Raw genomic sequence first — 25,190 nt, 5'->3', positions numbered from 1 at the left:
GCGAGCGGCGCGGGACGGGAACGGGGAAGGGCCGGGCGACCGCCCGGCCCTTCCCCGTTCCCGTGGTCCGTCAGACGGCCGACTCCCGCGCCGCCGGCGACCGTCGCTTCGTCCGGTGCACGACGAACGCGAAGGCGAGCAGGCCGGCCGGGTAGAGCAGGACCCAGCCGAAGCCGACGAGCATGGCGAGGACGGGAAGACCGGCCACCAGCGCGAGCAGCCGCTGCCCGGGGCGGGTGTAGAGCTTGGCGTAGCTGAGCACCGAGATCGCGTACCCCAGCACGAAGTTCACCGTCGACAGCTCGACCACCCGCGTCAGGCTGATCAGGCCCAGCGCGTGGACGAGGACGACGCCGCCGAACATGAGCACCGAGAGCAGCACGGCCGGCCGGGGCGCGCCCGAGCGGGCGTCGACCTTGGCCAGGGTCGCCGGCAGCAGGCCGTCCCGGGCGGTCGCGAAGACGATCCGGGAGGTCGCCCAGGTGCCGCCCATGAGCGTCGCGAAGATGATCGCGGCGCCGAGGGCCGCCGCGACCCGGCCGCTGGCGTCGCCGAGGACCTGCTGGAGGACGGCGACCACCGGCGCCTCGGAGAGCAGCGGGTCGTCCGGGGCGACGACGAGCTGCACGGCCAGGGATATGCCGAGGTAGAGCGCGACGACGATGACGAACGTGATGCCGATGACGAGCGGGAAGTCGCGCCGCGGGTTGCGGTACTCCTCGGCGGTGGAGGAGACCAGCTCCCAGCCGGTGTACGCGAAGAACACCAGGCCCACGGCCGGCAGCGAGGCGAGCCACTGCGTCGGCGGCGCCAGCTCCCCGTGCAGGGAGCCGGAGTCGACCATCGCCGGGGCGAAGGCGACGAGCGCGAGGAGCAGCAGCAGGCCGATGGTGACCGCCGACTGGATGCCGCCGGCCAGCCGGGAGCCGGCGGCCTGGAGCAGGCCGATGACGACGAGGTAGCCGAGGGCCACCCAGCCACCCGCACCGCTGTTGCCGAGGAGCGCGGCGACGTAGTTGCCGCCGCTGATCGCCATGACCGCCCCGCCGAACGCGCAGGCACCGATGAGGATCACCGCCGCGGCGGTGGAGCCCGGCGCTCCGAACGCCGCCTGGGCGAAACCCTGGACGCCGCCGGCGGTCGGGTAGCGGGCGCCGAGCCGGGCGAAGACGATCAGGAGCGGGAGGACCACGACGGCGGCCGCCAGCCAGGCGTAGACGGCGCTGGAGCCGACCTGGGCGTAGGCGAGACCGGGCAGCACGAGCAGACCGCTGCCGATGATCATCCCGGTCGCGACGCCGACGCCCCTGGGGACGGTCAGTGTCTTGTGGAGCTCCGAACCCTCCTGGCGCGAACTCTCCTTCCGACCCTCGGACTTCTGTCCCTCATTCGTGACTGTCATTACCTCACCCGGGTGTGTGGGGCCGCGTGTGCGGGACCGACCAGAACGCGCTGCCCATCATGAGCGGCCCGGAAGCCGAGGGGTGAGTCCTTCTCCAGCCTCCAGGGCTCGGGAAGGGTCTGAATGGCTTGTTTCCAGTGGGAGCCGGTGTCCGAAGGGCTGTTGGAGAGGGTCACGCCCTCGGCGAGGTCGAGCTCGAACCACATCACCACCGCGTGGGCGCGGCCGCTCTCCCGGGGGGTGATCTCCACGTGGTGCGCGGCCGGTTCGATGTCCTCGGCGAAGTCGAAGCGGAAGATCTCCACCGGTTCGGTGAGCGGGCGGTGCCGGTAGTTGCCGAGGGTGGTGGAGAAGTACTCCAGCGAGGTCAGCGAGGAGAACGGGCTGAAGTCGAAGCCGTCGACCTCGCCGACGTGGTTGAGCGAGTGGAGTTCGGGGCTCTCCACGAACTGGGCGAACAGGCGCCCCGAGCGGGGCAGGATGACGGCGTCGGGGGTGAGCAGTTCCCGGCGGGCGTGCGCGAGGGCGGGGACGACGAACTCGCCGAGGAGCGCGCAGTCGAAGATCTCGGTGACCAGGACGTCCGCCCGGCGGGGCAGGTCGACCCCGACGCGGAGGTCGGTGGAGAGGCTGGAGACGACGGTGACGACGTCGGCGTACCCGTTCTGCTTGACGATCTCGCGGGCGGTGGCGGCGACGACGTCGACCGCTTCGCAGGTGACGACCCGGCTCGCGCCCGAGCGGGCGGCGAGCAGCGCGAGGAGACCGGCGCCGGTGCCGATGTCGAGCACCAACCGGTCCTCGCCGACGACCTGCGCGATCGCCTTGGCATAGGCCTGGTTGCGTTCGGTGTCGTTCATCATGCCGAAGTGCCAGCGCGGTACGAGGGCGCGTACGGCGCGGTTGATCTCGCGGCGGAAGCGGTGGGAGCCGGCGTCGAACCGGGCCGCGGAGCTGAACAGGTCGTAGGCGCGTTCGTACTGGCGCTGGGCCATCGCCTCCTCACCGAGCGCCAGGAGGGTCTGGCAGGGGTCGGACGAGTCCGCCGGGCCCCGGGGGGTGAGGAGGTCCAGGTGGGTGCTTTCCGTGGCGGTCAGGTTCATGCCGCGTGGACTCCTGCTCGGACCATGGTGTGGACGGGGATGGGGTCGTGCTCTCCGGCGGGCAGGTACACGGTGACGGTGTCCCCGACCCGTACGGAGGGGTGCGAGCGGTCGCAGAGGCGGCCGACCGGGAACATGCCGCCGTGCCAGGGGCAGCGCAGCCTGTCCCCCTCGACGTCCCCGAGGTGGAGCGGGCCGCCCCGGTGGGGGCAGCTGCTGCTGATGACGTGGACGGCCTTGTCACGTTCCATGACGAAGTAGAGGTCGTCGCCGGCCACGAGCGCGTTGTGCCGGGAGCGGCTGAACTCCGCGCGCACGCGCGGCTGAGCGGGAGCCTGGGCTCCCTTGCGGCCCTTCACGCGGCCGGTCCGGTCGCGAGCTGCGTGCGGCCCTCGGCCCGTACGCCGTAGAGCCGGCCGGCCGGTACGACGACGGACCTGCCGCTCGGCACGCGCAGGGGGTCGCCGGTCGCGGAGGTGTAGAGCAGCGCCTCGCCGCCCAGGACGTGGAGGCGGGTGGCGGCCGGGGCGACCTGGGTGTCGAACGCGCTGTCGGCGTCGAGCTCCACGACGGTGCCGGCCGGGCCGTCGGCGGGGGCGTCGGAGAGCGCCGGGTCCCAGGTGAGCTGGGCGAGCAGGTCGGCGCCGGCCAGCCGGTCGAGCAGCTGGATCTCCTCGACGCCCTGCAGCAGGCCCTTGACGGCGACGGGGCCGTGCTTGCGGGCGAGCGGGATGAGCAGGTCGTCGATGGCCATCCGGCCGTGGTGCTGGTCGATGTGGGCGTGCTCGTCGCAGTAGCGGGTGTCGACCGCGTCGCCGTACACGTCCCGGAAGACCTTGGTGAGGTCGCCGAACCAGGAGGCGAAGGTGGCCTCCAGGAAGGCCATGGCGCCGATGTAGCGGAAGAAGCCGGTGCGGTTGCGGGTCGCCCAGTAGAAGTAGTTGTTGATCGCGATCGAGCTGGGCAGGTAGAAGAACCAGTAGTGGTGCGAGGTCGTGGCCATGCCGACGCTGGAGCACAGCTCCATGAAGAGGGTGCTGTGCTTGGCGGGGAAGACGCCGTAGCCGAACTCGTCGACGAAGATCTTGAAGAGTTCGCTCTGCTCGGGGCCGAAGGCGCCGCCGAGGTTCTGCGACATGGCGGTGGCCTCGGTCAGACCGTCGAGCGCCATCTGGACGATCTGGGTGCCGGCCGCGGTCTTGGGCGACTTCGCGGCGCGGATGGCGTCGAAGACCGGGCGGGCGCCGGGGCTGTTGGCCTGGTCGACTGAGTGCCGCAGGTGGGCGCGGAGGGTGTCCTCGTCCCACTGGCCCGAGACGCCGACGGAGTCGTCGAGGAAACCGAAGGCGAATCGCTCCATCTGGGGGCGGATACGCTCGCCCGCCAGTCGGCTCTCGGAGTCGTAGAAGGCGTTGAAGTCGTCCTCGAAGGCGCGCAGTCCGGCGGCGGGCAGGAACAGCGCGTCGCTCTCGTACACGTTCATGAGGAGACGGTTCGCCAGCAGGCTCCGATCGGAGGCGAAGGTCTCCTCGTCGAGGGGGCGGCTCCAGTCGAGCGCGGCGATGCGGTCGGGGTTCAAGGGGCGGTGGTAGGGGTTGTCCGGGATGAACGGTTCGCTGGTCGAGCGGAACGGTGACAAGCGGCTGTACCGGACGCTCTCCTCGGTCAGGTTGCCGAGGGAGCTGTCCGGGCTGGTGCTCGTGGTCATCGTGATCGTGCCCCTCCGTTACTTCACCGGCCCGAGCGGGTGCTCGTGGGCGGCTTTTGCACAGTGACGGTCGTGTGACGCACGCGATTGTGCGCAGGGGGGTCTGAAGAAGGACTGAAGAGTGTCCGGTCCATGTTCTTCAGTGGCCGTGTGGTGGCCGTGTGGTGGCCGTGTGGTGGTCTGGAGCGGCGGTCGGCGGCGGTCAGCGGCGGGCGAGTGCCTCCGGCCGGCAGAAGCCCTGGAACCCGTCGCTCCGGATGGCGGTGAGCAGCTGCGTCGGGCGGGCACCGGCCTGGCCGGCCGCCGTCACGCGGTCGGCGGTCACGCGGTCGGCGGTCATGCGCTCCGCCGTCGCCCGCTCCGCCGCGTAGATGGCGACGAGTTCGTTGAAGCGGTACGTGTCGGATCCGCTGCGCTCCAGCAGGCCGACGTCGGCCAGGGCCTCGAGCCGGCGGCGGGCCGTCACCGCGTCGCCGCCGGTGAACGCGGCGGCGGCCGCGGGCCGGATCACCCCTGTCCCGGCCCCGGCCCCTGGGCCGGCCCCCGCCCCGCCGCTGCCCAGCGCGCGGAAGAAGCGCGCCTCCTCGTCCCCGAGGGCGAGGTAGCTCGCCGCCAGGGCGCGGCGCACGCTGGAGGCGCCGTCGTCCTCGACGCTCAGCTGGTCCAGCCGGGTGCGCGGGTCCGCGTACCGCTCGGCCAGCTCCCGCGGGGACAGGTACGGGTTGGCGGCCATGGCCCCGACGGCGATCCGGATGCCGAGCGGGAGCCGCCCGCAGTACTCGGCGATCAGCTCCACCGCGTCGCGCTGTCCGGCGCAGCGCTCGGGGCCGGCCAGGGAGACGAAGAGGTCGCCGGCGGCCCGCGGGTCCAGCGGGCGCAGCCCGATCCGCCGCGCGCCTTCGCGGGCGACGAGTCCGCGCTGGAGCCGGCGGCTGGTGACGATCACGGCCGACGGGCCGGAGGGCACGAGCGGCCGCAGCTGGCCCGCGTGGTCCGCGTCGTCGAGGAGGAGCAGCATCCGCCGTCCGCGCGTCAGGCCGCGGTAGAGGGCGATGCGTCCTTCGAGGTCGTGCGGGAGCCGGTCCGCCTCGACGCCGAGACCCTGGAGGAGCCGGCCGAGTGCGTCGCCGGGGGAGCGGGGCCCGTCGTCGTCGGTCGCGCGCAGGTCGACGTACAGCTGACCGTCGGGGAACACGTCCGCGTATTCATGCGCGAGTTCGAGGGCGAACGCGGTCTTGCCGACTCCGGCCGGTCCGTCGACGGTGAGGATCGCGGCCGTGCTGCCGCGCGGGGAATTCTCCCGGGCGAGTCCCCGCCGGGCGAGCTGGAGTTCCGATTCCCTGCCGACGAAGACGCGGGCCGTGGCCGGCAGCTGATAGAGCGGTGATTCCGACACCCGGGGAAGAGGATTCCGATTCCCCGTGAGGGGCGGTGTCGCCGGATACGTTCCCGGATATGTGCCCGGACGCGTGACGGGCGGTGGGGTGTCGATGGCGATGTCGCCCGCGAGGATCCGCTCGTGCAGATCGCGCAGTTCGGGGCCGGGGTCGATGCCCAGCTCCTCGCGCAGGTGTCTCCTGGCGTCGTCGTACGCCTGGATCGCGTGGGCCTGCCGGCCGCTGCGGGCGAGCGCCAGCATGTGCAGGTGGCGCAGCCGTTCGTGCAGCGGTTCCTGGGCGATGGCCTCGGAGCAGGCGACGACGGCGGCCTCGTGGCGGCCGGCGGCGATCAGTCCGGCGATCCATCCCTCGGTCGCGGAGACGCGCATCTCGCGCAGCCGGGTGCGCTCCAGGGCCGCGTACGGTCCCGGGATGCCGCTGAGCGCCTCGCCGCGCCACAGTCCGAGCGCCGACGCGAAGCGCTCGAAGGCGGCCGTGGCCCGGCCGGCCGACGCCAGGGCCCGCGCCTCCTCGTAGCGGCGGACGAAGGTCAGGGAGTCCACGGCCTCGGCGGGCACGCGCAGTTCGTAGCCGCCGGCGCGCGAGACGATGAAGGCGCCGGACTCCCGGCTGCCGCGCTCCGGTTCGAGGATCCGGCGCAGTCCGGCGACGTACGTGTGCACGGCGTTGGCGGCGGAGGCCGGGGCGTCGGCGCCCCAGAGCGCGTCCACGATCTGCTCGCGGCTGACGACGGTGCCCCGGTGGCCGGCGAGGAGCGCGAGGACGGCGCGCTGTTTGGGCGGGCCCACGGCGAGTTCGCGGTCGTCGTGCCAGATGCGGAGCGGTCCGAGCAGATGCAGGGCGAGGCGGTGCTGCGGGTCGGACATGGGCCATCACTCCAGGACCGGACGTCGACGAAGAGGAACGTTGACCGTGGTTCAGGAGGTGGTGCGTGCGGGACCGGACGCCCGTGGGGATGCCCAGGACGGCCGGCGACCTCGCATACGACAGAAACCGCACGACTGCGTGACGCAGCCCCTCCCCCGTGCCGCGTTCGCCGCATATGCCAGGAGGCGCATGCACCGGACGCGCCATTCAGGCTAGGCGGGCCGGGGCACCGGCCGAAAGTTCACACTCGGCCGTGGTGTTTTGCCGCCGAATATCCCGTCAAGGGGCGGCGGAATGGTGAACGCGCCACCGTGAGGGGTGGCGCGTTCTTTATGGCATCTCGCCATCAAACAAGACATTGGGGAATCGCGGCCGGGTGGCCGGACCCACGGCGTCGCTCCGGCCCCTCGCCTTCCGCACCGGGCGGGCGGGCCCCGCCGCCCCTCGGAGGGCCCGACGGGTGGCTCAATCCTGCCCCTTGGCCCGAAGAATTCGCTCTTGTGCTCGGTCCGCGCGGACCGTCCGCCGGGCTCAGGAAGGGTGGCGGCGGCTCAGCAGGCGGAAGGCGGCCAGAAGGGCGAGCGCGGCGAGGGCGAGGACGATGCCGGTCTCGATGAGCTGGGTGGGCCAGAAGACGGAGGCCGGGTGGTAGTCGATGTACTGGGCGGCGATGTCCGCGTCGGCCCGGCATATTCCGCCCTCGTCGAGCGGCTCGGGGCAGTACCAGCCGGGCAGCCGCTGCCCCGTGGTGCTGATGAGTCCGGAGTCCACGTACATGGCCGTCTCCGGTATGAGGAGGGTCGGGCCGTACGGGCCGGTGATCGTCCGTACCGGCAGGAAGTCCCAGCGGAGCACGGTGAGCACGAGCTGGACCACGCCGAGGACCACCCCGGTCGCCGCCATGGCCACCACGGTGCGCCGGACGAGCTGGCCCACGAGCGCGCCGACGGCGACGGCGAGCAGGCCGTACGCCACGAGGACGGTGCCGGTCGCCTCGTACGTACCCCGCTCGTCCCAGGTGAACTGGTAGTCGCCCGCGACGCGGGACAGTCCCAGTGCGTAGACCGCCATCAGCGCGAGCGTGGCGGCGACCGTGACCGTGCCCGCCGTCACCAGCTTCGAGGCGAGCCAGCGGCCGGGGGTGATGGACTGGGTCAGGGCCAGCTTGTACGTCCCCGATTCCAGCTCGCGGGCGACCATCGGGCCCGCGACGAACACGCCGGCGAGGAGCGGGAGGTAGATCACGCCCTGGGAGAAGAACTCCATGCCCCACCGCAGGAGCGTGTAGCCGTTGTCCTGGTTGGTGCCGGGGATGCCGGCGTCCCACAGCCCCAGGCCTCCGACACACGCCAGGCTCAGGGCGACGACCGCCCCCACCGACCACAGCGCCCGCCGGTGCTGGCGGACCGTCACCCAGTACGGGCCCTTCAACGCGAGGCCGCTCATGCCGAGGCTCCTTCGGGGGTCGTGTCCGCGGCGCTGCCCGCGGTCCTGTCCATGGTTCTGTCCGCGCTCTTCGAGGCGCGGAGGTGGGCGAGGAGGAGCTCCTCCAGGGACGGGGACGCGGTGTCCCAGGGGCCCTCGACCGGGCCACCCTCGTTCCGCACGAGCGCCGTGAGCTGGCGGCCCGTCGTACGGGATTCGACGACCGTGTGCGGGGCGAGGTCACCGACCGGGCCGGTGACCAGGGTGTGCGCGGCGAGGAGGTCGTCGATGGCGCCGTCGAGGCGGATCCGGCCGCCGTCGAGGAGGAGCAGGTGGTCGCAGGCGCCCTCCAGCTCGGTGAGGATGTGCGAGGACACGACGACCGTGGTGCCGCGCTCGGCGGCGTCGGCCATCAGAACCCCCATCAGTTCGTGCCGGGCGAGCGGGTCCAGGTCGGCCATCGGCTCGTCGAGCAGGAGCAGTTCCGGCCGCTTGCCCAGCGCGAGCGCGAGGGCGACCCGGGTGCGCTGGCCGCCGGAGAGGCTACGGACGCGGGCGCCGGGGTCCAGGGTGTCCACGATCCGGCCGGCGATCTCGCCGTCCCACCGCCCGGGGTTGAGCTCCCGGCCCATCGCGAGGGTGTCGGCGACGGTGAGCTGCGGGTGGAGCGGCTTCTCCTGGGCCACGTACGCGAGGTCGGTGCGGGCCGGGCCGCGGACCGCGCCCTCGGTGGGCCTGAGCAGCCCGGCGGCGAGGGCGAGGAGGGTGGACTTGCCGGCGCCGTTGGGGCCGACGAGCGCGCAGACGCGGCCGGCGGGGAGCGCGAAGGAGCAGTCCTTCAGCGCCCAGCCGCGGCTCCTTCCGTACCGCTTGGCGAGGCCCTGTGCCTCGATGGCCGTCTCGCTCACGTGTCGTCCCCCTTGAAGTGTTCGTCCAGTACGGAAGTGAAGAGCGCCGCCACGTCGTCCCGCGTCAGGCCGGTCTCCCGGGCCCGGCGGGCCCAGTCGGCGAGTTCGCCCCGCAGGGGCGACGCGGCCGGGGCGGCCCCGAGCGTCGCGCGGACGAAGGTGCCGAGGCCACGGCGGGCCTCGACGAGTCCTTCGCGTTCGAGCTCTCGGTAGGCCTTGAGGACCGTGTTCGGGTTGATGGCCGTGGCCTCCACGACCTCACGTGCGGTGGGCAGCCTGTCGCCGGGTTCCAGTACGCCCATGCGCAGAGCCTGTTTGGTCTGCTGGACGATCTGGAGGTAGGTGGCGACGCCGCTGCGCCGGTCGATCCGGTATTCGAGCACGTTCCTTCCACCACCCTTTCACTAATCAAGTAGTGAAAGGGTGGTGCAAGAGAGGGGGCGGTGTCAACCGCCCCCTGCTTCTCGGGGTCTTCAGGACGAGTCCGTGCGGGCCGCCGGGCTCACGACTCGGTGCGGGCCGCCGGGCTCACGACTCCGTGCGGTACATCAGGTCCACCTCGTGGGTGACGAAGCCGAGCCGCTCGTACACCGTCACCGCCGCCGTGTTGTCCGCGTCCACGTACAGCATCGCCGTCGGCAGCCCCTGCGCCGCCAGATGCCGCAGCCCGATCGCCGTGAGCGCCTTGCCCAGACCGCCGCCCTGCGCCTCCGGCAGGATGCCGACCACGTAGACCTCGCCGAGCTGCTCCTCGGCGTGCGTCTTGGTCCAGTGGTACCCGATCAGCCGCCCCTCCCGCTCCGCGAGGAAGAAGCCCTTGGGGTCGAACCAGGGCTCCTCCATGCGGTCGTCGAGATCGCGCTGGGTGAGCGAACCCTGCTCGGGGTGGTGCGCGAAGGCGGCCGCGTTGGCGGCCAGCCAGGCCGCGTCGTCCTGCCCCGGCACGAAGGTGCGGACGGTGACGCCTTCCGGCAGGACCGGCTCGGGGATGTCGAGCGGCACCAACGAACGGCGCATCTGGCGCAGTTCCCGGAAGAGCGTCAGACCGAGCACCTGGGCCAGGTGCCGCGCCGCCGACTTGCCGCCGTGCGCCCACACCCGCAGCCGCTTGCCGGAGGCCGCGAGCAGCGCGGTGCCGAGCGCCCGCCCGTGCCCGCGACCGCGGTGCGAGGGGTGGACGACCAGCTCGGCCGCCGGGGCCTCCACCGGGTCGGTGTCCTCCAGCTGGGCGTACCCGTAGAGGTGCGGGCCGACGGTGAGCAGGAAGTGCCGTACGCCCTCGCGCCTGCCGTGACGCAGATACAGCCGGCCCTGCTCGGACACGGCGTGCATGCCGTCGGCGCGGTCGGCCGCCTCCAGCAGGTCCAGGACGTCCTGGACCTGGTCGGGGGAGAGCTCGTCGAGGGTGTGGATCTGCCGGCCGGGTTCGAGGGCCGGTGCCGCGTCAGAAGTCATGTCTCCGAGCCTACGGCGGAAGAGGACCGGCAAAGGCAACCAGCTCGTAACCCGCCACCCCCTGTTGCGCTACGCGCGTTGACTCTAGGCTGCGCTGGCAGAGACCAGGAGTCGATCACCGCCACAAAAGGGGCGAGGGGACAAGGGGAGCGATGTCAGCGACACCGAAGAAGAACAGGGCGGGGCGGCGGATACTCGCCGTCGGCGCGGGACTTGCGACCGTCGGCGCACTCGTCGCGGCGCTGCCGGCCGGCGCGGCCCAGGACAAGGGCCAAGACAAGGGCCAGGGCCAGGGTTACGGCTGGGGCCGGACCGTGGACGTCCAGCTGCTCTCCTTCAACGACCTGCATGGCAACCTGGAGCCGCCGGCCGGCTCCTCCGGCCAGGTCAGCCACACGCACGAGGACGGCAGGGTCGAGAAGATCGACGCGGGCGGCGTCGAGTACCTGGCCACCCACCTGCGCCAGGCGCGCCAGGGGAACCATTACTCCGTCACGGCCGCCGCCGGCGACATGATCGGCGGCTCGCCCCTCCTCTCCGGCCTGTTCCACGACGAGCCGACCATCGACGCGCTGAACAAGCTGAAGCTCGACGTCAGCTCGGTCGGCAACCACGAGTTCGACGAGGGGGCCAAGGAGCTGGCCCGCATGCAGAACGGCGGCTGCCACCCGACCGCCGGCTGTTTCGTCGAGGGCAAGACCTTCGAGGGCGCCGACTTCCCGTACCTCGCGGCCAACGTGACGGACGAGAAGACGGGCAAGCCGATGCTCGACCCGTACTTCGTCTGGGAGAAGGACGGCGTCAGGATCGGCTTCATCGGCGTGACCCTGGAGGGCACTCCGGGCATCGTCACGGCCGAGGGCGTCAAGGGCCTGAAGTTCGGCGACGAGGTCGAGACGATCGACAAGTACACGAAGATCCTGGAGCGCAAGGGCGTCAAGTCCATCGTCGCCCTGGTCCACGAGGGCGGCGCCCCGGCCTCCTCCTCGTACAACTACGACTGCGACAGCCCCGGCCCGGGCGACGGCATCTCCGGCCCGATCACCGAGATCGCCAAGAAGGTGAACCCGCAGGTCGACGCGCTGGTCACCGGCCACACCCACCAGGCGTACGTGTGCACCGTGCCGGACCCGGCCGGCAAGCCGCGCCTGGTCACCTCGGCGTCGTCGTTCGGCAAGCTCTACACCGACACGACGCTGACATACGACCGCCGCACCAAGGACATCGTGCGCGCCTCGGTCGACTCGGCCAACCACGTCGTGACGCGTGACGTGCCCAAGGCCCAGGACATGACGGACCTGATCCGCGACTGGAACACCCTGGCCGCCCCGATCGCCAACCGCCCGCAGGGCTTCATCTCCGCCGACATCAACGGCCGCGGCTCGACGGCGTACGAGAAGCCGCTCGGCGACCTGATCGCGGACGCGCAGCTGGAGGGACTGGCCCCGGCGGACAAGGGCGGCGCGCAGCTGGCCCTGATGAACCCGGGCGGCATCCGCTCGGACCTGGTGTGGGCCGAGTCCGCGGCCAAGGAGGGCAACGGCGTGGTGACGTACGGCGAGGCGTTCACCGTCCAGCCGTTCACGAACATGATGCACGTCGTCGACCTGTCCGGCGAGAACCTGCTGGCCGCGCTGAAGCAGCAGGTCAGCGGCTCGAACGCGGCCTCGGTGAAGATCCTTCAGGTCTCGAAGGGCCTCACCTACACCCTCGACATGACGAAGACGGGTGCCGACCGGGTCGTGGACGGCACGGTCAAGCTGAACGGTGAGCCGATCGACCCGGCGAAGACCTACCGGGTCGCGATGAACGAGTTCCTCGCGGGCGGCGGCGACGGCTTCCCGGCGCTGGCCAAGGGCACGAACAAGCTGGTCGGCGCCTCGGACCTGGACCTCTTCAACGCGTACCTGGGGGCCCACTCCTCGGCCGCGTCCCCGCTGGCCCCGCCGGCGGCGGACCGGATCACGGTCGTCGGGTAGGAGTCGAGCAGGAACGGTGAAGAGGGGCGCCGGACCACGGTCCGGCGCCCCTCTTCCGTGACGCCCCCCTGGGCTTCTTGACGCGTACGCGTCATAATCCGCGCCATGGACCGACGAAGCTTTCTCGCGGGAGCCGCGGCGACCACCGCCACCGTCCTCATCGGAGCCCCGCCCGCCCGGGCACGCACCCGGGCCGCCCTCGGGCTCCAGGACTGGATGGCCGCCCACGGCGACCCCACCCCGCTCCAGAAGCTCACCATCCCCGGCACCCACGACTCCGGCGCCCGCTTCGGCGGCCTCTGGTCCGAGTGCCAGAACACCACCATCGCGCAGCAGCTCGCCTCCGGGATCCGGTTCCTCGACATACGCTGCCGGGTCACCGGCGGCTCCTTCGCCATCCACCACGGCGCCTCGTACCAGCGCATGATGTTCGGCGACGTCCTCATCGCCTGCCGCGACTTCCTGGCCGCCCACCCCTCCGAGACCGTCCTCATGCGGGTCAAGCAGGAGTACTCGTCGGACTCCGACGCGACCTTCGGCGCGATCTTCACCGACTACCTCGACAACCGCGGCTGGCGTTCCCTCTTCCGTATCGGGGACGCGCTCCCCACCCTGGGTGAGGCCCGCGGCAAGGTCGTTCTCATCGCCGACAACGGCGGACTGCCCGGCCTCAAGTGGTGGGACGGCGGGGCCATCGCGCTCCAGGACGACTGGAACGCCCTGCCCAACGCCAAGTACCCCAAGATCGAAGCCCACTTCCGCACGGCCGTCGAGCAGCCCGGCAAGCTGTACATCAACTTCGTCAGCACATCGGCCTCCCTGCCGCCGCGCTGGAACTCCGACAACCTCAACCCGCGCGTCCACGGCTTCCTGGACTCCACGGCGAGCGGCTGGAAGGGGCTCGGCATCGTCCCGATGGACTTCCCGAACACCCGCTCAGGCCTCGTCGAGTCCCTCGTCCGCCACAACTGACGTACTGGGCCCCGCCCCTGACCCCGTCCCGGGCCCCGGCCCTGACGGTGGCGGGGTCGGCGCCCCCGGCAGGCGGATCACCGCCGCCGTGCCGCCGCCCTCCGCCGCCGTCAGGGTCACCTTGCCGCCCGCCTGCTGGACCGTGCGCGCCACGATCGACAGACCGAGGCCCGAACCGGGCAGGCTGCGCGCCGACGGCGAGCGCCAGAAGCGGTCGAAGACATGGGGCAGCTCCTCCGGCGCGATGCCGGGGCCGTGGTCGCGGACCGTCAGCTCGCCCCGCATCAGGGTCACCTCGACCGTGCCCCGTGGCGGCGAGAACTTCACCGCGTTGTCCAGCACGTTCACCAGCGCGCGCTCCAGACCGGCCGGCTCCGCCCGTACGTACCAGGGAGCCAGGTCGGTACGGAAGGTCAGCTCCGGTCCGCGCAGCCGCGCCCGGTCCAGCGCCGAACGCAGGATGCCGTGCAGCGGGACCACCTCCAGCGGCCCGGGCTGCGCCGCGTCCGGCCGGGCCAGCTCCTGCAGGTCGCCGATGAGCGCGGCCAGCTCCGTCATCTGCGCCTTCACAGAGGCCAGCAGCGCCCGCCGGTCCTCGGGCGGCAACGCCCGGCCCGTCTCCTCGCTCCGTACGAGCAGCTCGACGTTGGTACGGAGGGAGGTCAGCGGCGTCCGCAGCTCGTGCCCGGCGTCCGCGATCAGCTGCGCCTGGAGATCCCGGGAGGTGGCGAGAGCCGCCGTCATCGCGTTGAAGGAGCGCGAGAGCCGGGCGACCTCGTCCTCACCCTCGACCGGGATCCGGACCGTCAGGTCCTCGGTCCGCGCCACATGCTCCACCGCCCCGGTCAGCCGGTCCACCGGCTTCAGACCCGCCCGCGCCACCCACAGACCGGCCGCCCCGGCCCCGACCACACCGATCCCGGAGACCAGCAGCAGCACCCAGCCCAGCGTGGACATCGAATTGTCGATCTCGGACAGCGGGCGGGCGACGGAGACGCCGACCACATCCTGGAAGGCGGGCTGCGGATAGGTGTAGACCCGCATCGCGCTGCCGTTCCCGGCCTTCGTCGTGTGCAGGGCGTACGGCAGCTGCCCGCGCGCCACCGCCAGATCGTCCGCCTCCACGGGGATCGGCGAGGAACCGTACGTACAGACCTTGCCGTTGCTCAGCACGATCTGCACGGTGTACGAGCCCGCCGAAGGCACCGTCGACTCGCCGCTCCGCGCGCAGGTGAGGGCCAGGTTCCCGACCGCGCCGGCGTCCAGCCTGCTGCTGCGCAGCGACGAGTCCAGCTCCGCCTCCAGTTGCGCCCGCGTCACGAACCAGCACGCCGCCGACACCGCCGCCACCGCGAGCGCCACCGCGACCGCCGTGAGCAGCGCCAGCCTGGAGCGCAGCGGACGCGAGCGGAACCACGTCACCGGACCGCTCACTCCGGGCCTCCGCCGCTCACTCCGGGCCTCCGCCGCGCAGGACGTATCCCACGCCCCGCACCGTGTGCACCAGGCGCGGCTCGCCGCCCGCCTCCGTCTTGCGCCGCAGATACATCACGTACACGTCCAGCGAGTTCGAGCTCGGCTCGAAGTCGAAGCCCCACACGGCCTTCAGGATCTGCTCGCGCGTCAGCACCTGGCGTGGGTGCGCCAGGAACATCTCCAGGAGCGTGAACTCCGTCCGGGTCAGCTCCACCGGCCGGCCGGCGCGCGTGACCTCGCGGGTCGCCAGGTCCATCCGCAGATCGGCGAAGGAGAGCACGTCCCCCTCGGCCGGCGCCTCGACCGTGGCCGCGTACGAGCTGCGGCGCAGCAGTGCCCGGATGCGGGCGAAGAGCTCGTCCAGCTCGAAGGGCTTCACCAGGTAGTCGTCGGCGCCCGCGTCGAGCCCCGTCACCCGGTCGCCGACCGTGTCCCGCGCCGTCAGCATGAGGATCGGCACGGTGGAGCCGGCCGCCCGGATGCGGCGGGCGGCCGTGAGTCCGTCCATGCGGGGCATCTGGATGTCGAGGACGACGAGGTCGGGGGCGTACGACTCCATCCGGGCGAGGGCGTCGACACCGTCGACGGCCTCCTCGGTGCCGTACCCCTCGAAGGCGAGGCTGCGCCGCAGCGCCTCCCGTACGGCGGGCTCGTCGTCGACGATGAGGATGCGGTCGCCTTCGTTCACCGGGCCGCTCGTGCCAGTCATGGGGTCAGCCTCGCACGTGCTCAGTTGCCGTCACCGGACCGGAGCTCGTCGAGGTCGGCCTTGAGGGTGTTGACCGGGATGGCGAATCCGAGGCCGACGCTGCCGGCCGCGGAACCGCTCGACGCGCTCGGCGCGTACATGGCCGAATTGATCCCGATGATCTCGCCGTTCATATTGATCAGCGCGCCGCCGGAATTCCCGGGGTTCAGCGAGGCGTCGGTCTGGATCGCCTTGTACGTCGTCTTCGACGAGCCGGTGTCCCCGTTGAACTGCTGCCCGCCGAACTCGAAGGGCCAGCCCTGTCGCGGGTCGTACTGCTGCTGCTGGCGCCGCTGGTCCTGGCCGTCGTCCTTGGCCACGGTCACATCGCGGTCGAGGGCGGAGACGATGCCGCTGGTGACCGTGCCGGTCAGCCCCTCGGGGGAGCCGATCGCGACGACCTCGTCGCCGACCCTGACCCGGTCGGAGTCGCCGAGCGTGGCCGCCTTGAGGCCGGACGCGCCGCTGAGCTTGATCAGCGCCAGGTCCTTGTCGGGGGCCGTGCCGACGACCTCGGCGTCGTACGTCTTGCCGTTCGAGAGCCGCACCGTGATCGAGGAGGCGCCGGAGATGACGTGGTTGTTGGTGACGATCTCGCCGTCACCGGTGATGATCACACCGGAGCCGGTGGACTTCCCGGAGGCCGAGGCCGCGGAGATCTCCACGATGGAGGGGGAGACGGCCTCGGCGACCCCGGCCACCGTGCCCTTGCTGCTCGCGGAGACGGTCGTGCCGTTCACGCCGGTCGCGGTGGGCGCGCCGTCCGCGGTGAGCTGCTGGACGAGCGTCGCCGTGCCGCCGCCGACCGCCGCCGCGGCGATCGCCACGGCCGCGAGGAGCCCGACTCCGCGCCGGGCCCGGCGGTGCGGCACGGGAGCGGGGACCGGAGCCGGGCCGGGGGCGTACGGCGGCTGCGGAGGCTGCGGCGGGTAGTACGGCTGCTGCTGCGACTGCTGCTGGTGGTCCGTCATGGGTACGACTCTCGGAGCCGTACATGAGAGGTGTCTGAAGACCTCCTGAGAAGCCCGACAGAACCCCGTATGCCCTGAATAAGGGGCTCCCGTCCTACCCGCAGCCGCAGGAGCGGCGGACGATCAGAGCCGAGGGGAACTGCTTCACCCGCTCGCGCTTCGACCCCGCCACCCTCAGCGAGTCGTCGAGCACCAGATCCACCGCCGCCCGCGCCATCGCCGGACGGTCCGAGGAGACCGTCGTGAGCGGCGGGTCCGTGAGAGCCGCCTCCTTCACGTCGTCGAAGCCCGCCACCGCCAGCTCGCCCGGCACGTCGATGCGCAGCTCGCGCGCCGCGCGCAGCACACCGAAGGCCTGGTCGTCGGTGGAGCAGAAGATCGCCGGCGGCCTCTCCGGGCCGGAGAGGATCTTCAGGGCGATCTGATAGGCGTCGTAGCGGTTGTACGGGGCCTGGAACAGCCGGCCCTCGATCGAGAGCCCGGCGTCCAGCATCGCGCGCCGCCAGCCCTCCTCGTGGTCCGCGACCGGGTCGCCGACCGCCGGGGTGTTCGGGACGCCGCCGAGACAGGCCACATAGGGGTGGCCGTGGTCCAGAAGATGCCGGGTGGCGAGCTGGGCGCCGCCGATGTCGTCCGTGACGACGGCGACGTCGTCCAGCGCCTCGGGCCGCTCGTGCAGCAGCACCACCCGGGCGTCCCAGGCCTCGATCTCGGTCGCGGCCCGCTCGCTCATGCCCTGGCTGACCAGGATCAGACCGGAGACCCGCATGCCGAGGAACGCACGGAGGTAGTGGACCTCCCGCTCGTCGCGGTAGTCCGAATTGCCGACGAGGACCATCTTCCCGCGCTCGGCCGCGGCCTGTTCGACCGCGTGCGCCATCTCCGCGAAGAACGGCTGGCGCGCGTCCGGCACGATCATGCCTATGAGGTCCGTACGGCGGGACGCCATCGCCTGTGCCACCCGGTCGGGCCGGTAGCCCAGCTCCTTGATGGCGGCGAGGACACGCTCGCGCGTGGCCGGGGCGACCGGCCGGGGTCCGTTGTTGATGACGTAACTCACGACCGCGGTCGAAGTACCCGCCAGTCGCGCTACGTCATCCCGCGTCACCTTGGCCACGCGCGGCAGTCTACGCGGGGTGACCTACCTACCGGCAGGTCGCACTGTGGCGTCCACCACGTCCGCCCTGTCGCCCGTAGGAGTGACATCCCGGGCGCTGTCCTTGACGCGGGCCTGTTCCTTGGCGCGCGCCTCCTCCTTCGCCCGCGCCTCCTCGGCCGCCCGCTCCACCTTCTCCGGGGTGACGAAGCGGTAGCCGACGTTGCGGACGGTGCCGATCAGCGACTCGTGCTCGGGGCCGAGCTTCGCCCGCAGCCGCCGCACGTGGACGTCCACCGTACGGGTGCCGCCGAAGTAGTCGTACCCCCAGACCTCCTGGAGGAGCTGGGCCCGGGTGAAGACCCGGCCCGGGTGCTGGGCGAGGTATTTCAGGAGCTCGAACTCCTTGAAGGTCAGGTCCAGGACCCGGCCCTTGAGCTTGGCGCTGTACGTCGCCTCGTCCACCGACAGGTCACCGTTGCGGATCTCCATCGGGGAGTCGTCGGAGACGATCTGCTGACGTCCCATGGCAAGGCGCAGCCGGGCCTCGACCTCCGCCGGGCCTGCCGTGTCGAGCAGCACGTCGTCGATGCCCCAGTCGGCGGTGACGGCCGCGAGACCGCCCTCCGTGACGACGAGGAGCAGCGGGCAGCCGGGGCCGGTGGAGCGGAGCAGCTGGCACAGGCTGCGCACCTGCGGCAGGTCGCGGCGGCCGTCGATCAGTATGACGTCGGCGCCCGGGGTGTCGACGAGGGCCGGGCCCTCGGCGGGAGCCACCCGCACGTTGTGCAGCAGCAGGCCGAGTGCCGGAAGCACCTCGGTCGACGGCTGGAGGGCGTTGGTCAGGAGCAGCAGTGAGCTCATCGCGCCCCACCTGCCTGGGTCGTCTGTCCGTGGTGCTTCGTTCGCTCGTCCATGACGTCGGTTCCTCCTCGGTCCCTGCGAGGACGTCTGCGGCACTTACTCACTGCTGGTCACACATCACACTCGGCTCTCGCGCCCTGAGAGCTTTCGTTCATCCGGCCGTAACAACGGTCGGAAAACACAAAAGGACCCGGGGGCTGCGTTGCCCGGATCCTCTGGCAAGCAGAATAGCCCACATGAGTTCCGAGGCAGAGGGGCGATTTCACATGGTGGATGTCTCCCCGATCACGTCCGGCCTCCGGCGCGCCACTTTGCTCACCGATGACGGTGTCCGTATCGAGGCGGTTTACGAGCCGTGTAGGGCAAGTGTCACCGATACGGCGATTGTCGTCGCACACGGCTTCACCGGCTCGGCCGGCCGGCCCTCGGTCCGGCGAGCGGCCGGCGTCCTCGCCGAGCGCGCCGCCGTCGTCACCTTCTCCTTCCGGGGCCACGGCAGGTCCGAGGGCCGCTCCACCGTGGGGGACCGGGAGGTCCTCGACCTCGCGGCCGCGGTGCGCTGGGCCCGCGAACAGGGCCACGCGCGCGTGGTGACGGTCGGCTTCTCCATGGGCGGCTCCGTGGCCCTGCGCCACGCCGCCCTCTTCCCGAAGGGAAGCGAGGGGCGCACCACGGGAGCGCATACCGACGCCGTGGCCGCCGTGAGTGCCCCCGCGCGCTGGTACTACCGGGGTACGCCGTCGATGCGACGCGTCCACTGGGTGATCACCCGCCCGATGGGCCGCCTCGTCGGCCGCTACGGCCTGCGCACCCGGATCGACCACCGCGGCTGGGACCCCGTCCCCCTCTCGCCCGTGGAGGCGGCCCCGCTGATCGCCCCGACGCCGCTGCTGATCGTGCACGGCGACCGCGACCCGTACTTCCCGGTCGATCATCCGCGCACGCTGGCGGACGCGGCCCCGCAGGCCGAATTCTGGCTGGAGCGCGGCATGGGCCACGCCGAGAACGCGGCCGACGACGCACTGCTGCGCCGTCTGGGGGACTGGCTCACGCGCCGATAGCCCATCATGGGGAGCGGCGCGCACACGAACGAAGGGAGCGCCGCTATGGCAGCGGGAACCATCCGCTACTGGGCCGCGGCCAAGGCCGCCGCCGGAGTCGCCGAGGAGCCGTACAGCGCGGAGAATCTGGCGCAGGCGCTCGAGGCGGCCCGCGAGAGGCACCCGGGCGAGCTCGTCCGCGTACTCCAGCGGTGTTCGTTCCTCGTCGACGGTGACCCCGTCGGGACGCGCGCGCATGAGACCGTACGGCTTGCCGAGGGCGGCACGGTCGAGGTGCTCCCGCCGTTCGCAGGAGGGTGAACCGCACAGCATGAGCAGCGATCAGCAGCACCCGTACGGTGAGCAGCCGTACGACCCGTACGGCCCGCATGACTCGTACGACCCGTACGCCGGGCAGCAGCCGTACGGGTACCAGGACCAGGACCCCCACGTCACGCAGACGTGGGAGGGCCAGACCTGGGACACCCAGTACCAGCCGGTGGTCCAGCAGGCCGCCCAGCCCGCCTCCTACCCGCCGCAGGCGCCGACCCCGGCCCCGGACTACGTGACGTACGAGCCGGCGCACCAGTCGGCGTACGAACCGGCGTACGAGCCGGCGCCGACGGTGGAACCCGCCCCCGCCTACTCCGCGCCCACCACCTCCGGCGGCACCCCCCTGACCGCCGCCCAGCGCGCCCGCGCCGAGGGCCGCTCGCCCGTGATCGAACCCGGGCTGCGGCCGGCCGCGCTCACCGCGGCCCTCGGCGTCCTGCTCGCCGGCGGCGCCGCCCTCGGCTCGTACGCGCTCCTCGTGCCGCTCGTCCTGCTCCAGGCCGTCACCGCGGCCGGCTGGTTCCGGCTCAACGGCATGTGGCCCGCCCGCCAGGGCATCGCCCTCGCCTTCGCCGGCGGAGTCACCGCCGACATCGCCCTGCTCGCCGCCGGCCGCGCGAACGCGCCCGCCGCGATCATCGGCACCCTCGGCGTCTGGGTGCTGCTCACCCTCGTCCTCCAGCTCCGCAGCCACGCCGACCCGGACGAGCGCATGTACGGCCTGATGGCCACCGTCGCCTCCGCGGCCCTGGCGATCGTGGCCGCCGGGCACCTCGGCGCCGACCCGGACGCCGTGGTCGTCGGCGGGCTCGCGGTCGCCGCCACCGTCCTGGCCCGCGCGCTCCCGCTGCCGGGCCCGGCCTCCCTCGTCGTCGCGCTGCTGGCCGCCGCGGGCGCGGGGATCGCGGCCGGCGGAGTCACCGGCCTGGGCGCCTCCGGAGCGCTGCTCGGCCTCGCGGCCGGTGTGTGCGCGCTGGTCGGACTGCGGGTCGCGAGCTACGACTATCCGTCGACGTTCGTGCACATGACGGCCGGCGTCGCGCTGCCGCTGGCCGCCGCCGCGCCCGCCGTCTACCTCCTGGGCCGCGCGCTCGGCTGACCGCGCCGCGGGACCCGACGGGAACCAACCGGCCCTCCGACACGTCGATCTTGGTGTCGGGGGGCCGGAGACTTATGGGGGGCGTGCGGGCCATGCGAGCACTGCGCATACTGCTGATCGTGGCTGTCGTGCTCGGCGGAATCTTCGTGGGAGCCGACCGTCTCGCGGTCGGCTACGCGGAGTCGGAGGCCGCCGACCGCGTCCGGCTCGGCCCCGCCCGGGCCGGCTCGACGGACGTCGACATCAAGGGCTTCCCTTTCCTGACCCAGTTCATGGACAAGCGGTTCGACGAGGTCGACGTGGTGCTGACCGGTGTCGAGGCCACCGCCGGCAAGCGGAAGATCCGGATCAGCGAGATGTCCGCCACCCTCCACGACGTGACCGTGAACGGCGACAACACCGGCGCCCGGGCGGCCACGGCCGACGGCACCGCGCTCATCTCGTACGCGGACCTCACCGCGGCCGCCGAGCGCGACGTGCGGATCGCCTACGGCGGCGACGGCAAGGTGAAGGTCACCGGCGGCATCCGGATCCTGGGGCGCACGGTCACCCGCAGCGTCCTGTCGACGGTGACCCTCGTCGACGGGCACACGATCCGGGTACGGGCCGACGAGGTGCCCGGCGAGGGCATCCCCGGGGTGGAGCGGCTGGTCCGGCAGCGCACCGACTTCGACCGGCGGATCGGCGGCCTGCCGGCGGGCATGAAGCTGGAGAAGGTCGAGGCCCGCGAGGACGGCGTCGCCATCGCGGTGACCGGCGAGGACGTCGTCCTGTCCGGCTGAGAATCAGCCCCTCGCCACATGGTGAGACGCCGCCGTCCGGTCCGTAGATGCGGCACCGCGGCGGGCGGGTGCGGAGGCGGCCGGAGCCACCCTTCCGAGTGATCGCGTCCCACATCTCGGACGATCGCGTCTCAAAATACGACACACCGGTGACACGGCCGCCTGTCCGTCCCTACGATCGTGGGCATGAAGCGACAGGCGGATCTCACGAAGCGGCGGGCAGTAGACCTGTGCCGCGTCGCCGCCATGCTCTGTCGCTCCGTCTGAGCGGAACCCTCGAGGCCCGCATTCCCAGGCCCTTCGACCGACGCGGTCGGGGCCACCCCGTGTAGCCGTACGCACGCGATGACGCGTACCCGCACCTCTCGCACCACCTTGCGCCACACCGCCGAACACTGCCCCGGAGGAGAACAGCATGAGCCGCAGCGACGTCCTGGTAGACGCCGACTGGGTCGAGGCCCACATCGACGACCCGAAGGTCGCCATCGTCGAGGTCGACGAGGACACCTCGGCCTACGAGAAGAACCACATCCGCAACGCGATCCGGATCGACTGGACCCAGGACCTGCAGGACCCGGTCCGCCGCGACTTCATCGACCAGGAGGGCTTCGAGAAGCTCCTCTCGGCCAAGGGCATCGCGAACGACACCACCGTGGTCCTCTACGGCGGCAACAACAACTGGTTCGCCTCCTACGCCTACTGGTACTTCAAGCTCTACGGCCACCAGGACGTCAAGCTCCTCGACGGCGGCCGCAAGAAGTGGGAGCTCGACTCCCGCGACCTGGTCGACGGCTCCGAGGTCCCGAACCGCCCCGCCACGTCCTACAAGGCGCAGCCGCAGAACACCGCGATCCGCGCGTTCCGCGACGACGTCGTCAAGGCGATCAACACCGAGAACCTGGTCGACGTCCGCTCGCCCGACGAGTTCTCCGGCAAGCTGCTCGCCCCGGCCCACCTCCCGCAGGAGCAGTCGCAGCGCCCCGGCCACGTGCCGAGCGCCCGCAACATCCCGTGGTCGAAGAACGCCAACGACGACGGCACCTTCAAGTCGGACGACGAGCTCAAGGCCCTCTACGAGGCCGAGCAGGTCGACCTGGCGAAGGACACCATCGCCTACTGCCGCATCGGTGAGCGCTCCGCGCTGACCTGGTTCGTGCTGCACGAGCTGCTCGGCGTCGAGAACGTCAAGAACTACGACGGCTCGTGGACCGAGTACGGCTCCCTCGTCGGCGTGCCGATCGAGCTCGGCGCCAACAAGTAAGACCGGCCCCGGACCTCCCCTCCTCCGGACCCCTCGACGTTAAGGACAGAACATCATGTGTGGAGCGCAGCCCGGCGGCCCCGACGCCTCGACGATCAAGCCCGGTGAGACCACCATCCAGGGCTTCGTGACCAAGGACGGCGAGCCCGTCACCGGTTACGTCCGCCTCCTGGACTCGACCGGCGAGTTCACCGCGGAGGTCCCCACCTCCGCCACCGGCCAGTTCCGCTTCTACGCGGCCGAGGGCACCTGGACCGTCCGCGCCCTGGTCCCCGGCGGCACCGCCGACCGCAAGGTCGTCGCCCAGAAGGGCGGCCTGGCGGAGGTCGCCATCGCGGTGTGACCCCGCGGCCCGCACCGCACCACTGAACGGCCGAAGGGCCGCACCTTTCTGGGGGGTTGGACGCCCACAAGCCAGAAGCCGAGGTGCGGCCCTTCGGTCTCTCTCCCTCCATATGAAGATTCGGCCGACTGTGTGACCTTCGCTCGCCCGGCTCGTTGGCCTGTTCGACGGGCTGGTGATCGGAGGTGGGGTGTGGTCGAACGTTCGGCGTCGGGGCTGAGGGTGCTGGCCCCTCCTCGGTTGGTCGAGCCGACGGGGGCGATCACCGTGCGGACACGGTTGCGCCTCTCGGACCGTGACGAGCTGATCCTGCGCGAGCTGGCGGAGTACTTGTCCCGGCTCGCGGCGCGCGACCTGGCCGAGCGCGTGGCGCTCGGGACTCGGCACACGACGGCCGACTTCGCCCGCCGCAAGCGTGAGCTGACAGCGCTCAGTTCCTCCCGTTGGGCCGGCACGATCACACGCCGGTCGAACGACCAGTGGCAGCTGGCCCGGCGTGCGCAGGCGGATCACTTGAGGAGTCTTCGCGCCGAGATCGCGGCGATCGAGGCCCGGCTGGTTGTGCTGGTCGGGGAGCGTGACGCGGTCTCCCGGGTCAAGGGGTACCCGTCGCAGGTGGTGCGTGCGGCCAAGCAGAGGCGCCTTCAGGGGCTTCGGGCACGTGCGGCTCAGGTGTCCGCGGACATCGCCGCAGGACGAGTCCACGTGGTGCGCGGCGGCAAAGGTCTTCTCCGTAATCGGCTGCACCTGGACCAGTCGCAGCGCACGCTCGACGAGTGGCGGGCGCGTTGGTGGGAGGCGCGGACCCGTATCGAGGCCGATGGCGAGGCCGGGAAGACGTACGGCAACCAGTCGCTGGGCGTCAGCCCCGACGGAGTCGTGGTGATCAAGCTTCCACCGGTGATCAGGGAGCGCCACCAGGAGCACTGCGATCGTTTCGGCCGCTACACGCTGGACGCCCGGTGCAGATTCGCGTACCGGGCTGTCGAGTGGAGGTCACAGGTCTCGGCGAACCGTGCGGTGGGGTACACGGTTCGTTTCGATGCCGGGCGGTGCTACCTGGTGGCGTCGTTCACTCCTACGCGTGCCCTCCTCCACCGAGGCGCGGATGACTCCGCGGTGATCAGCGCGGCTCTGGCCGGCGGGGTGCTGGGCGTCGACCACAACGCCGATCACCTGGCGGTGTGGCGGCTGGACGTCCATGGGAACCCGGTCGGTCGCCCAGGCCGGGTGGATGTCGACTACAGCGGCTCGACGTCCCGTCGTGACGCCCAGGTACGGCAGGCATGCAGTGCTCTGATCCGTCATGCCCAGGGGCATGGTGCGACGGCGCTCGTGGTCGAGGGCCTGGCCTTCGACACCGGGCGGGAGCAGTGCGGGTGGGCAGGGTTGCTGGGCAGGAGATTCCGTGCGGTCGTGGCGGGGATGCCAGTGGCGGGGTTCATGTCCCGGCTCGTCGTGATGGCGCACCGGGCAGGGCTCGTAGTGATCGTGGTGGACCCGGCGTACACCAGTCGGTGGGGTGCGCAGCACTGGCTGCGGAGTACGAGTACGACACGTGTGAAGACGTCCCGTCATGAGGCCTCGGCCGTCGTGATCGGGCGGCGCGGTCAGGGGCTGGGCGCGCGGCGCAGGGCAGAGAAGTCCGTATCCCGCAGGCAGACGGAAGAGGCTGGGCTTGCGCGTGTCGCGCGCGACCCGGCTGGTACGGAGACCCATCGCCCGCCCGTGCAGTGCAGCAGGCCCCGCTTCGGCCGCGCACCGAGGACCGGCGACCCTCCGGAGGACGGCGTACGTGATGCGCCCCGCCGACGGAAGGTGACCCTGGTCCAGGCCGCTCAGGACCGTTCGGAGCGGCCCGCCGGTGTGGGGGCCTGGGTTCAGGATCCCCTGACACTCGGCGTGTGAGGGACGGTTGGACGCCATTCCAGGGTCAGGGGTGCGGGCATACGCTTGAG

The 25,190-nt window shown here is 71.7% G+C and carries 24 protein-coding genes; 10 read left to right on the top strand and 14 right to left on the bottom strand.

Going from position 1 to position 25,190, the window contains the following annotated elements; all coding sequences use genetic code 11:
• Positions 1 to 70: 70 nt before the first annotated feature.
• The 9 genes from ACF06X_RS18940 to mshD all read right to left on the bottom strand — a co-directional run bounded on the left by ACF06X_RS18940 (position 71) and on the right by mshD (position 10,268).
• Positions 71 to 1,402 (bottom strand): APC family permease, encoded by a 1,332-nt coding sequence (locus ACF06X_RS18940; RefSeq protein WP_392288386.1) that lies wholly within the window; start codon positions 1,400 to 1,402, stop codon positions 71 to 73.
• Positions 1,402 to 2,505 (bottom strand): 50S ribosomal protein L11 methyltransferase, encoded by a 1,104-nt coding sequence (locus ACF06X_RS18935; RefSeq protein ID WP_392288385.1) that lies wholly within the window; start codon positions 2,503 to 2,505, stop codon positions 1,402 to 1,404. The genes ACF06X_RS18940 and ACF06X_RS18935 overlap by 1 nt, the downstream gene beginning before the upstream one ends.
• Complete coding sequence (locus ACF06X_RS18930) at positions 2,502 to 2,864, bottom strand: Rieske (2Fe-2S) protein (protein ID WP_392288384.1); 363 nt, start codon at positions 2,862 to 2,864, stop codon at positions 2,502 to 2,504. Before ACF06X_RS18930 ends, ACF06X_RS18935 begins: the two co-directional genes overlap by 4 nt.
• Complete coding sequence (locus tag ACF06X_RS18925) at positions 2,861 to 4,213, bottom strand: iron-containing redox enzyme family protein (RefSeq protein WP_392288383.1); 1,353 nt, start codon at positions 4,211 to 4,213, stop codon at positions 2,861 to 2,863. The genes ACF06X_RS18930 and ACF06X_RS18925 overlap by 4 nt, the downstream gene beginning before the upstream one ends.
• 202 nt (positions 4,214 to 4,415) lie before the next feature.
• The gene (locus ACF06X_RS18920) at positions 4,416 to 6,479 is read right to left on the bottom strand and encodes a BTAD domain-containing putative transcriptional regulator (RefSeq protein ID WP_392288382.1); all 2,064 of its coding nucleotides are present in this window, start codon (positions 6,477 to 6,479) and stop codon (positions 4,416 to 4,418) included.
• Between the two features lie 532 nt (positions 6,480 to 7,011).
• Positions 7,012 to 7,926 (bottom strand): ABC transporter permease, encoded by a 915-nt coding sequence (locus ACF06X_RS18915; RefSeq protein ID WP_392288381.1) that lies wholly within the window; start codon positions 7,924 to 7,926, stop codon positions 7,012 to 7,014.
• Positions 7,923 to 8,813: an ABC transporter ATP-binding protein gene (locus ACF06X_RS18910; RefSeq protein WP_392288380.1), complete on the bottom strand. Its 891-nt coding sequence runs from the start codon at positions 8,811 to 8,813 to the stop codon at positions 7,923 to 7,925. The genes ACF06X_RS18915 and ACF06X_RS18910 overlap by 4 nt, the downstream gene beginning before the upstream one ends.
• Positions 8,810 to 9,196 carry a GntR family transcriptional regulator gene (locus tag ACF06X_RS18905; RefSeq protein ID WP_392288379.1) on the bottom strand — a complete coding sequence of 129 codons (387 nt, stop codon included), beginning with the start codon at positions 9,194 to 9,196 and terminating at the stop codon, positions 8,810 to 8,812. The genes ACF06X_RS18910 and ACF06X_RS18905 overlap by 4 nt, the downstream gene beginning before the upstream one ends.
• Positions 9,197 to 9,341: 145 nt before the next feature.
• Positions 9,342 to 10,268: a mycothiol synthase gene (gene mshD, locus ACF06X_RS18900; RefSeq protein ID WP_392288378.1), complete on the bottom strand. Its 927-nt coding sequence runs from the start codon at positions 10,266 to 10,268 to the stop codon at positions 9,342 to 9,344.
• Between the two features lie 152 nt (positions 10,269 to 10,420).
• Between mshD and ACF06X_RS18895 the strand changes: the two genes are divergently transcribed.
• Together ACF06X_RS18895 and ACF06X_RS18890 are read left to right on the top strand one after the other, a co-directional pair.
• Positions 10,421 to 12,247, top strand: a complete 1,827-nt coding sequence (locus tag ACF06X_RS18895) for a bifunctional metallophosphatase/5'-nucleotidase (RefSeq protein ID WP_392288377.1) — start codon at positions 10,421 to 10,423, stop codon at positions 12,245 to 12,247.
• Between the two features lie 105 nt (positions 12,248 to 12,352).
• Positions 12,353 to 13,219, top strand: coding sequence for a phosphatidylinositol-specific phospholipase C (locus tag ACF06X_RS18890; protein ID WP_392288376.1), 867 nt, complete (start codon positions 12,353 to 12,355; stop codon positions 13,217 to 13,219).
• On the opposite strand, the gene ACF06X_RS18885 is transcribed toward ACF06X_RS18890, so the two are convergent.
• The 5 genes from ACF06X_RS18885 to ACF06X_RS18865 form a co-directional block, all read right to left on the bottom strand.
• Entirely contained in the window at positions 13,184 to 14,653 is a 1,470-nt protein-coding gene (locus ACF06X_RS18885) for a sensor histidine kinase (RefSeq protein WP_392288375.1), read from the bottom strand. The two genes, ACF06X_RS18890 and ACF06X_RS18885, sit on opposite strands and share 36 nt — an antisense overlap.
• Positions 14,654 to 14,669: 16 nt before the next feature.
• Complete coding sequence (locus ACF06X_RS18880; RefSeq protein WP_392288374.1) at positions 14,670 to 15,404, bottom strand: response regulator transcription factor; 735 nt, start codon at positions 15,402 to 15,404, stop codon at positions 14,670 to 14,672.
• A gap of 20 nt (positions 15,405 to 15,424) precedes the next feature.
• Positions 15,425 to 16,414, bottom strand: coding sequence for a S1C family serine protease (locus ACF06X_RS18875; protein ID WP_392288373.1), 990 nt, complete (start codon positions 16,412 to 16,414; stop codon positions 15,425 to 15,427).
• A gap of 94 nt (positions 16,415 to 16,508) precedes the next feature.
• A complete protein-coding gene (locus ACF06X_RS18870) occupies positions 16,509 to 17,531 on the bottom strand; it encodes a LacI family DNA-binding transcriptional regulator (RefSeq protein WP_392288372.1) in 1,023 nt (340 codons plus the stop codon).
• Between the two features lie 24 nt (positions 17,532 to 17,555).
• A complete protein-coding gene (locus tag ACF06X_RS18865) occupies positions 17,556 to 18,374 on the bottom strand; it encodes a winged-helix domain-containing protein (protein ID WP_392288371.1) in 819 nt (272 codons plus the stop codon).
• A gap of 236 nt (positions 18,375 to 18,610) precedes the next feature.
• Here ACF06X_RS18865 and ACF06X_RS18860 point away from each other — a divergent pair, with 236 nt between their 5' ends.
• From ACF06X_RS18860 to ACF06X_RS18825, 8 genes are all read left to right on the top strand, one after another.
• Positions 18,611 to 19,435 carry an alpha/beta hydrolase gene (locus tag ACF06X_RS18860; RefSeq protein WP_392288370.1) on the top strand — a complete coding sequence of 275 codons (825 nt, stop codon included), beginning with the start codon at positions 18,611 to 18,613 and terminating at the stop codon, positions 19,433 to 19,435.
• A 45-nt stretch (positions 19,436 to 19,480) separates the two neighbouring features.
• Positions 19,481 to 19,735: a MoaD/ThiS family protein gene (locus ACF06X_RS18855; protein ID WP_392288369.1), complete on the top strand. Its 255-nt coding sequence runs from the start codon at positions 19,481 to 19,483 to the stop codon at positions 19,733 to 19,735.
• 10 nt (positions 19,736 to 19,745) lie between these two features.
• The gene (locus ACF06X_RS18850) at positions 19,746 to 20,846 is read left to right on the top strand and encodes a hypothetical protein (RefSeq protein ID WP_392288368.1); all 1,101 of its coding nucleotides are present in this window, start codon (positions 19,746 to 19,748) and stop codon (positions 20,844 to 20,846) included.
• 92 nt (positions 20,847 to 20,938) lie between these two features.
• Positions 20,939 to 21,628: a DUF2993 domain-containing protein gene (locus ACF06X_RS18845; RefSeq protein WP_392288367.1), complete on the top strand. Its 690-nt coding sequence runs from the start codon at positions 20,939 to 20,941 to the stop codon at positions 21,626 to 21,628.
• 186 nt (positions 21,629 to 21,814) lie between these two features.
• Positions 21,815 to 21,895 (top strand): putative leader peptide, encoded by an 81-nt coding sequence (locus ACF06X_RS18840; protein ID WP_350497993.1) that lies wholly within the window; start codon positions 21,815 to 21,817, stop codon positions 21,893 to 21,895.
• 148 nt (positions 21,896 to 22,043) lie between these two features.
• Positions 22,044 to 22,889 carry a sulfurtransferase gene (locus ACF06X_RS18835; protein WP_392288366.1) on the top strand — a complete coding sequence of 282 codons (846 nt, stop codon included), beginning with the start codon at positions 22,044 to 22,046 and terminating at the stop codon, positions 22,887 to 22,889.
• Between the two features lie 55 nt (positions 22,890 to 22,944).
• Positions 22,945 to 23,232: a DUF1416 domain-containing protein gene (locus tag ACF06X_RS18830; RefSeq protein WP_030220952.1), complete on the top strand. Its 288-nt coding sequence runs from the start codon at positions 22,945 to 22,947 to the stop codon at positions 23,230 to 23,232.
• Positions 23,233 to 23,364: 132 nt separating this feature from the next.
• Complete coding sequence (locus tag ACF06X_RS18825; protein ID WP_392288365.1) at positions 23,365 to 25,140, top strand: IS200/IS605 family accessory protein TnpB-related protein; 1,776 nt, start codon at positions 23,365 to 23,367, stop codon at positions 25,138 to 25,140.
• Positions 25,141 to 25,190: the final 50 nt, after the last annotated feature.

It is taken from the genome of Streptomyces sp. NPDC015346 (genome assembly GCF_043078785.1).
GTDB lineage: Bacteria > Actinomycetota > Actinomycetes > Streptomycetales > Streptomycetaceae > Streptomyces.
The sequence above is the reverse complement of the archived record's forward strand: the minus strand, read 5'-3'. Positions and strand labels throughout refer to the sequence as shown.

Bases quoted from the DNA above. Each gene is read 5' to 3' on its own strand.
- ACF06X_RS18940 (WP_392288386.1), bottom strand. From the start codon at position 1,402: ATGACAGTCACGAATGAGGGACAGAAGTCCGAGGGTCGGAAGGAGAGT.
- ACF06X_RS18935 (WP_392288385.1), bottom strand. From the start codon at position 2,505: ATGAACCTGACCGCCACGGAAAGCACCCACCTGGACCTCCTCACCCCC.
- ACF06X_RS18925 (WP_392288383.1), bottom strand. From the start codon at position 4,213: ATGACCACGAGCACCAGCCCGGACAGCTCCCTCGGCAACCTGACCGAG.
- ACF06X_RS18920 (WP_392288382.1), bottom strand. From the start codon at position 6,479: ATGTCCGACCCGCAGCACCGCCTCGCCCTGCATCTGCTCGGACCGCTC.
- ACF06X_RS18915 (WP_392288381.1), bottom strand. From the start codon at position 7,926: ATGAGCGGCCTCGCGTTGAAGGGCCCGTACTGGGTGACGGTCCGCCAG.
- mshD (WP_392288378.1), bottom strand. From the start codon at position 10,268: ATGACTTCTGACGCGGCACCGGCCCTCGAACCCGGCCGGCAGATCCAC.
- ACF06X_RS18895 (WP_392288377.1), top strand. From the start codon at position 10,421: ATGTCAGCGACACCGAAGAAGAACAGGGCGGGGCGGCGGATACTCGCC.
- ACF06X_RS18890 (WP_392288376.1), top strand. From the start codon at position 12,353: ATGGACCGACGAAGCTTTCTCGCGGGAGCCGCGGCGACCACCGCCACC.
- ACF06X_RS18880 (WP_392288374.1), bottom strand. From the start codon at position 15,404: ATGACTGGCACGAGCGGCCCGGTGAACGAAGGCGACCGCATCCTCATC.
- ACF06X_RS18875 (WP_392288373.1), bottom strand. From the start codon at position 16,414: ATGACGGACCACCAGCAGCAGTCGCAGCAGCAGCCGTACTACCCGCCG.
- ACF06X_RS18865 (WP_392288371.1), bottom strand. From the start codon at position 18,374: ATGAGCTCACTGCTGCTCCTGACCAACGCCCTCCAGCCGTCGACCGAG.
- ACF06X_RS18860 (WP_392288370.1), top strand. From the start codon at position 18,611: ATGAGTTCCGAGGCAGAGGGGCGATTTCACATGGTGGATGTCTCCCCG.
- ACF06X_RS18855 (WP_392288369.1), top strand. From the start codon at position 19,481: ATGGCAGCGGGAACCATCCGCTACTGGGCCGCGGCCAAGGCCGCCGCC.
- ACF06X_RS18850 (WP_392288368.1), top strand. From the start codon at position 19,746: ATGAGCAGCGATCAGCAGCACCCGTACGGTGAGCAGCCGTACGACCCG.
- ACF06X_RS18845 (WP_392288367.1), top strand. From the start codon at position 20,939: ATGCGAGCACTGCGCATACTGCTGATCGTGGCTGTCGTGCTCGGCGGA.
- ACF06X_RS18840 (WP_350497993.1), top strand. From the start codon at position 21,815: ATGAAGCGACAGGCGGATCTCACGAAGCGGCGGGCAGTAGACCTGTGC.
- ACF06X_RS18835 (WP_392288366.1), top strand. From the start codon at position 22,044: ATGAGCCGCAGCGACGTCCTGGTAGACGCCGACTGGGTCGAGGCCCAC.
- ACF06X_RS18830 (WP_030220952.1), top strand. From the start codon at position 22,945: ATGTGTGGAGCGCAGCCCGGCGGCCCCGACGCCTCGACGATCAAGCCC.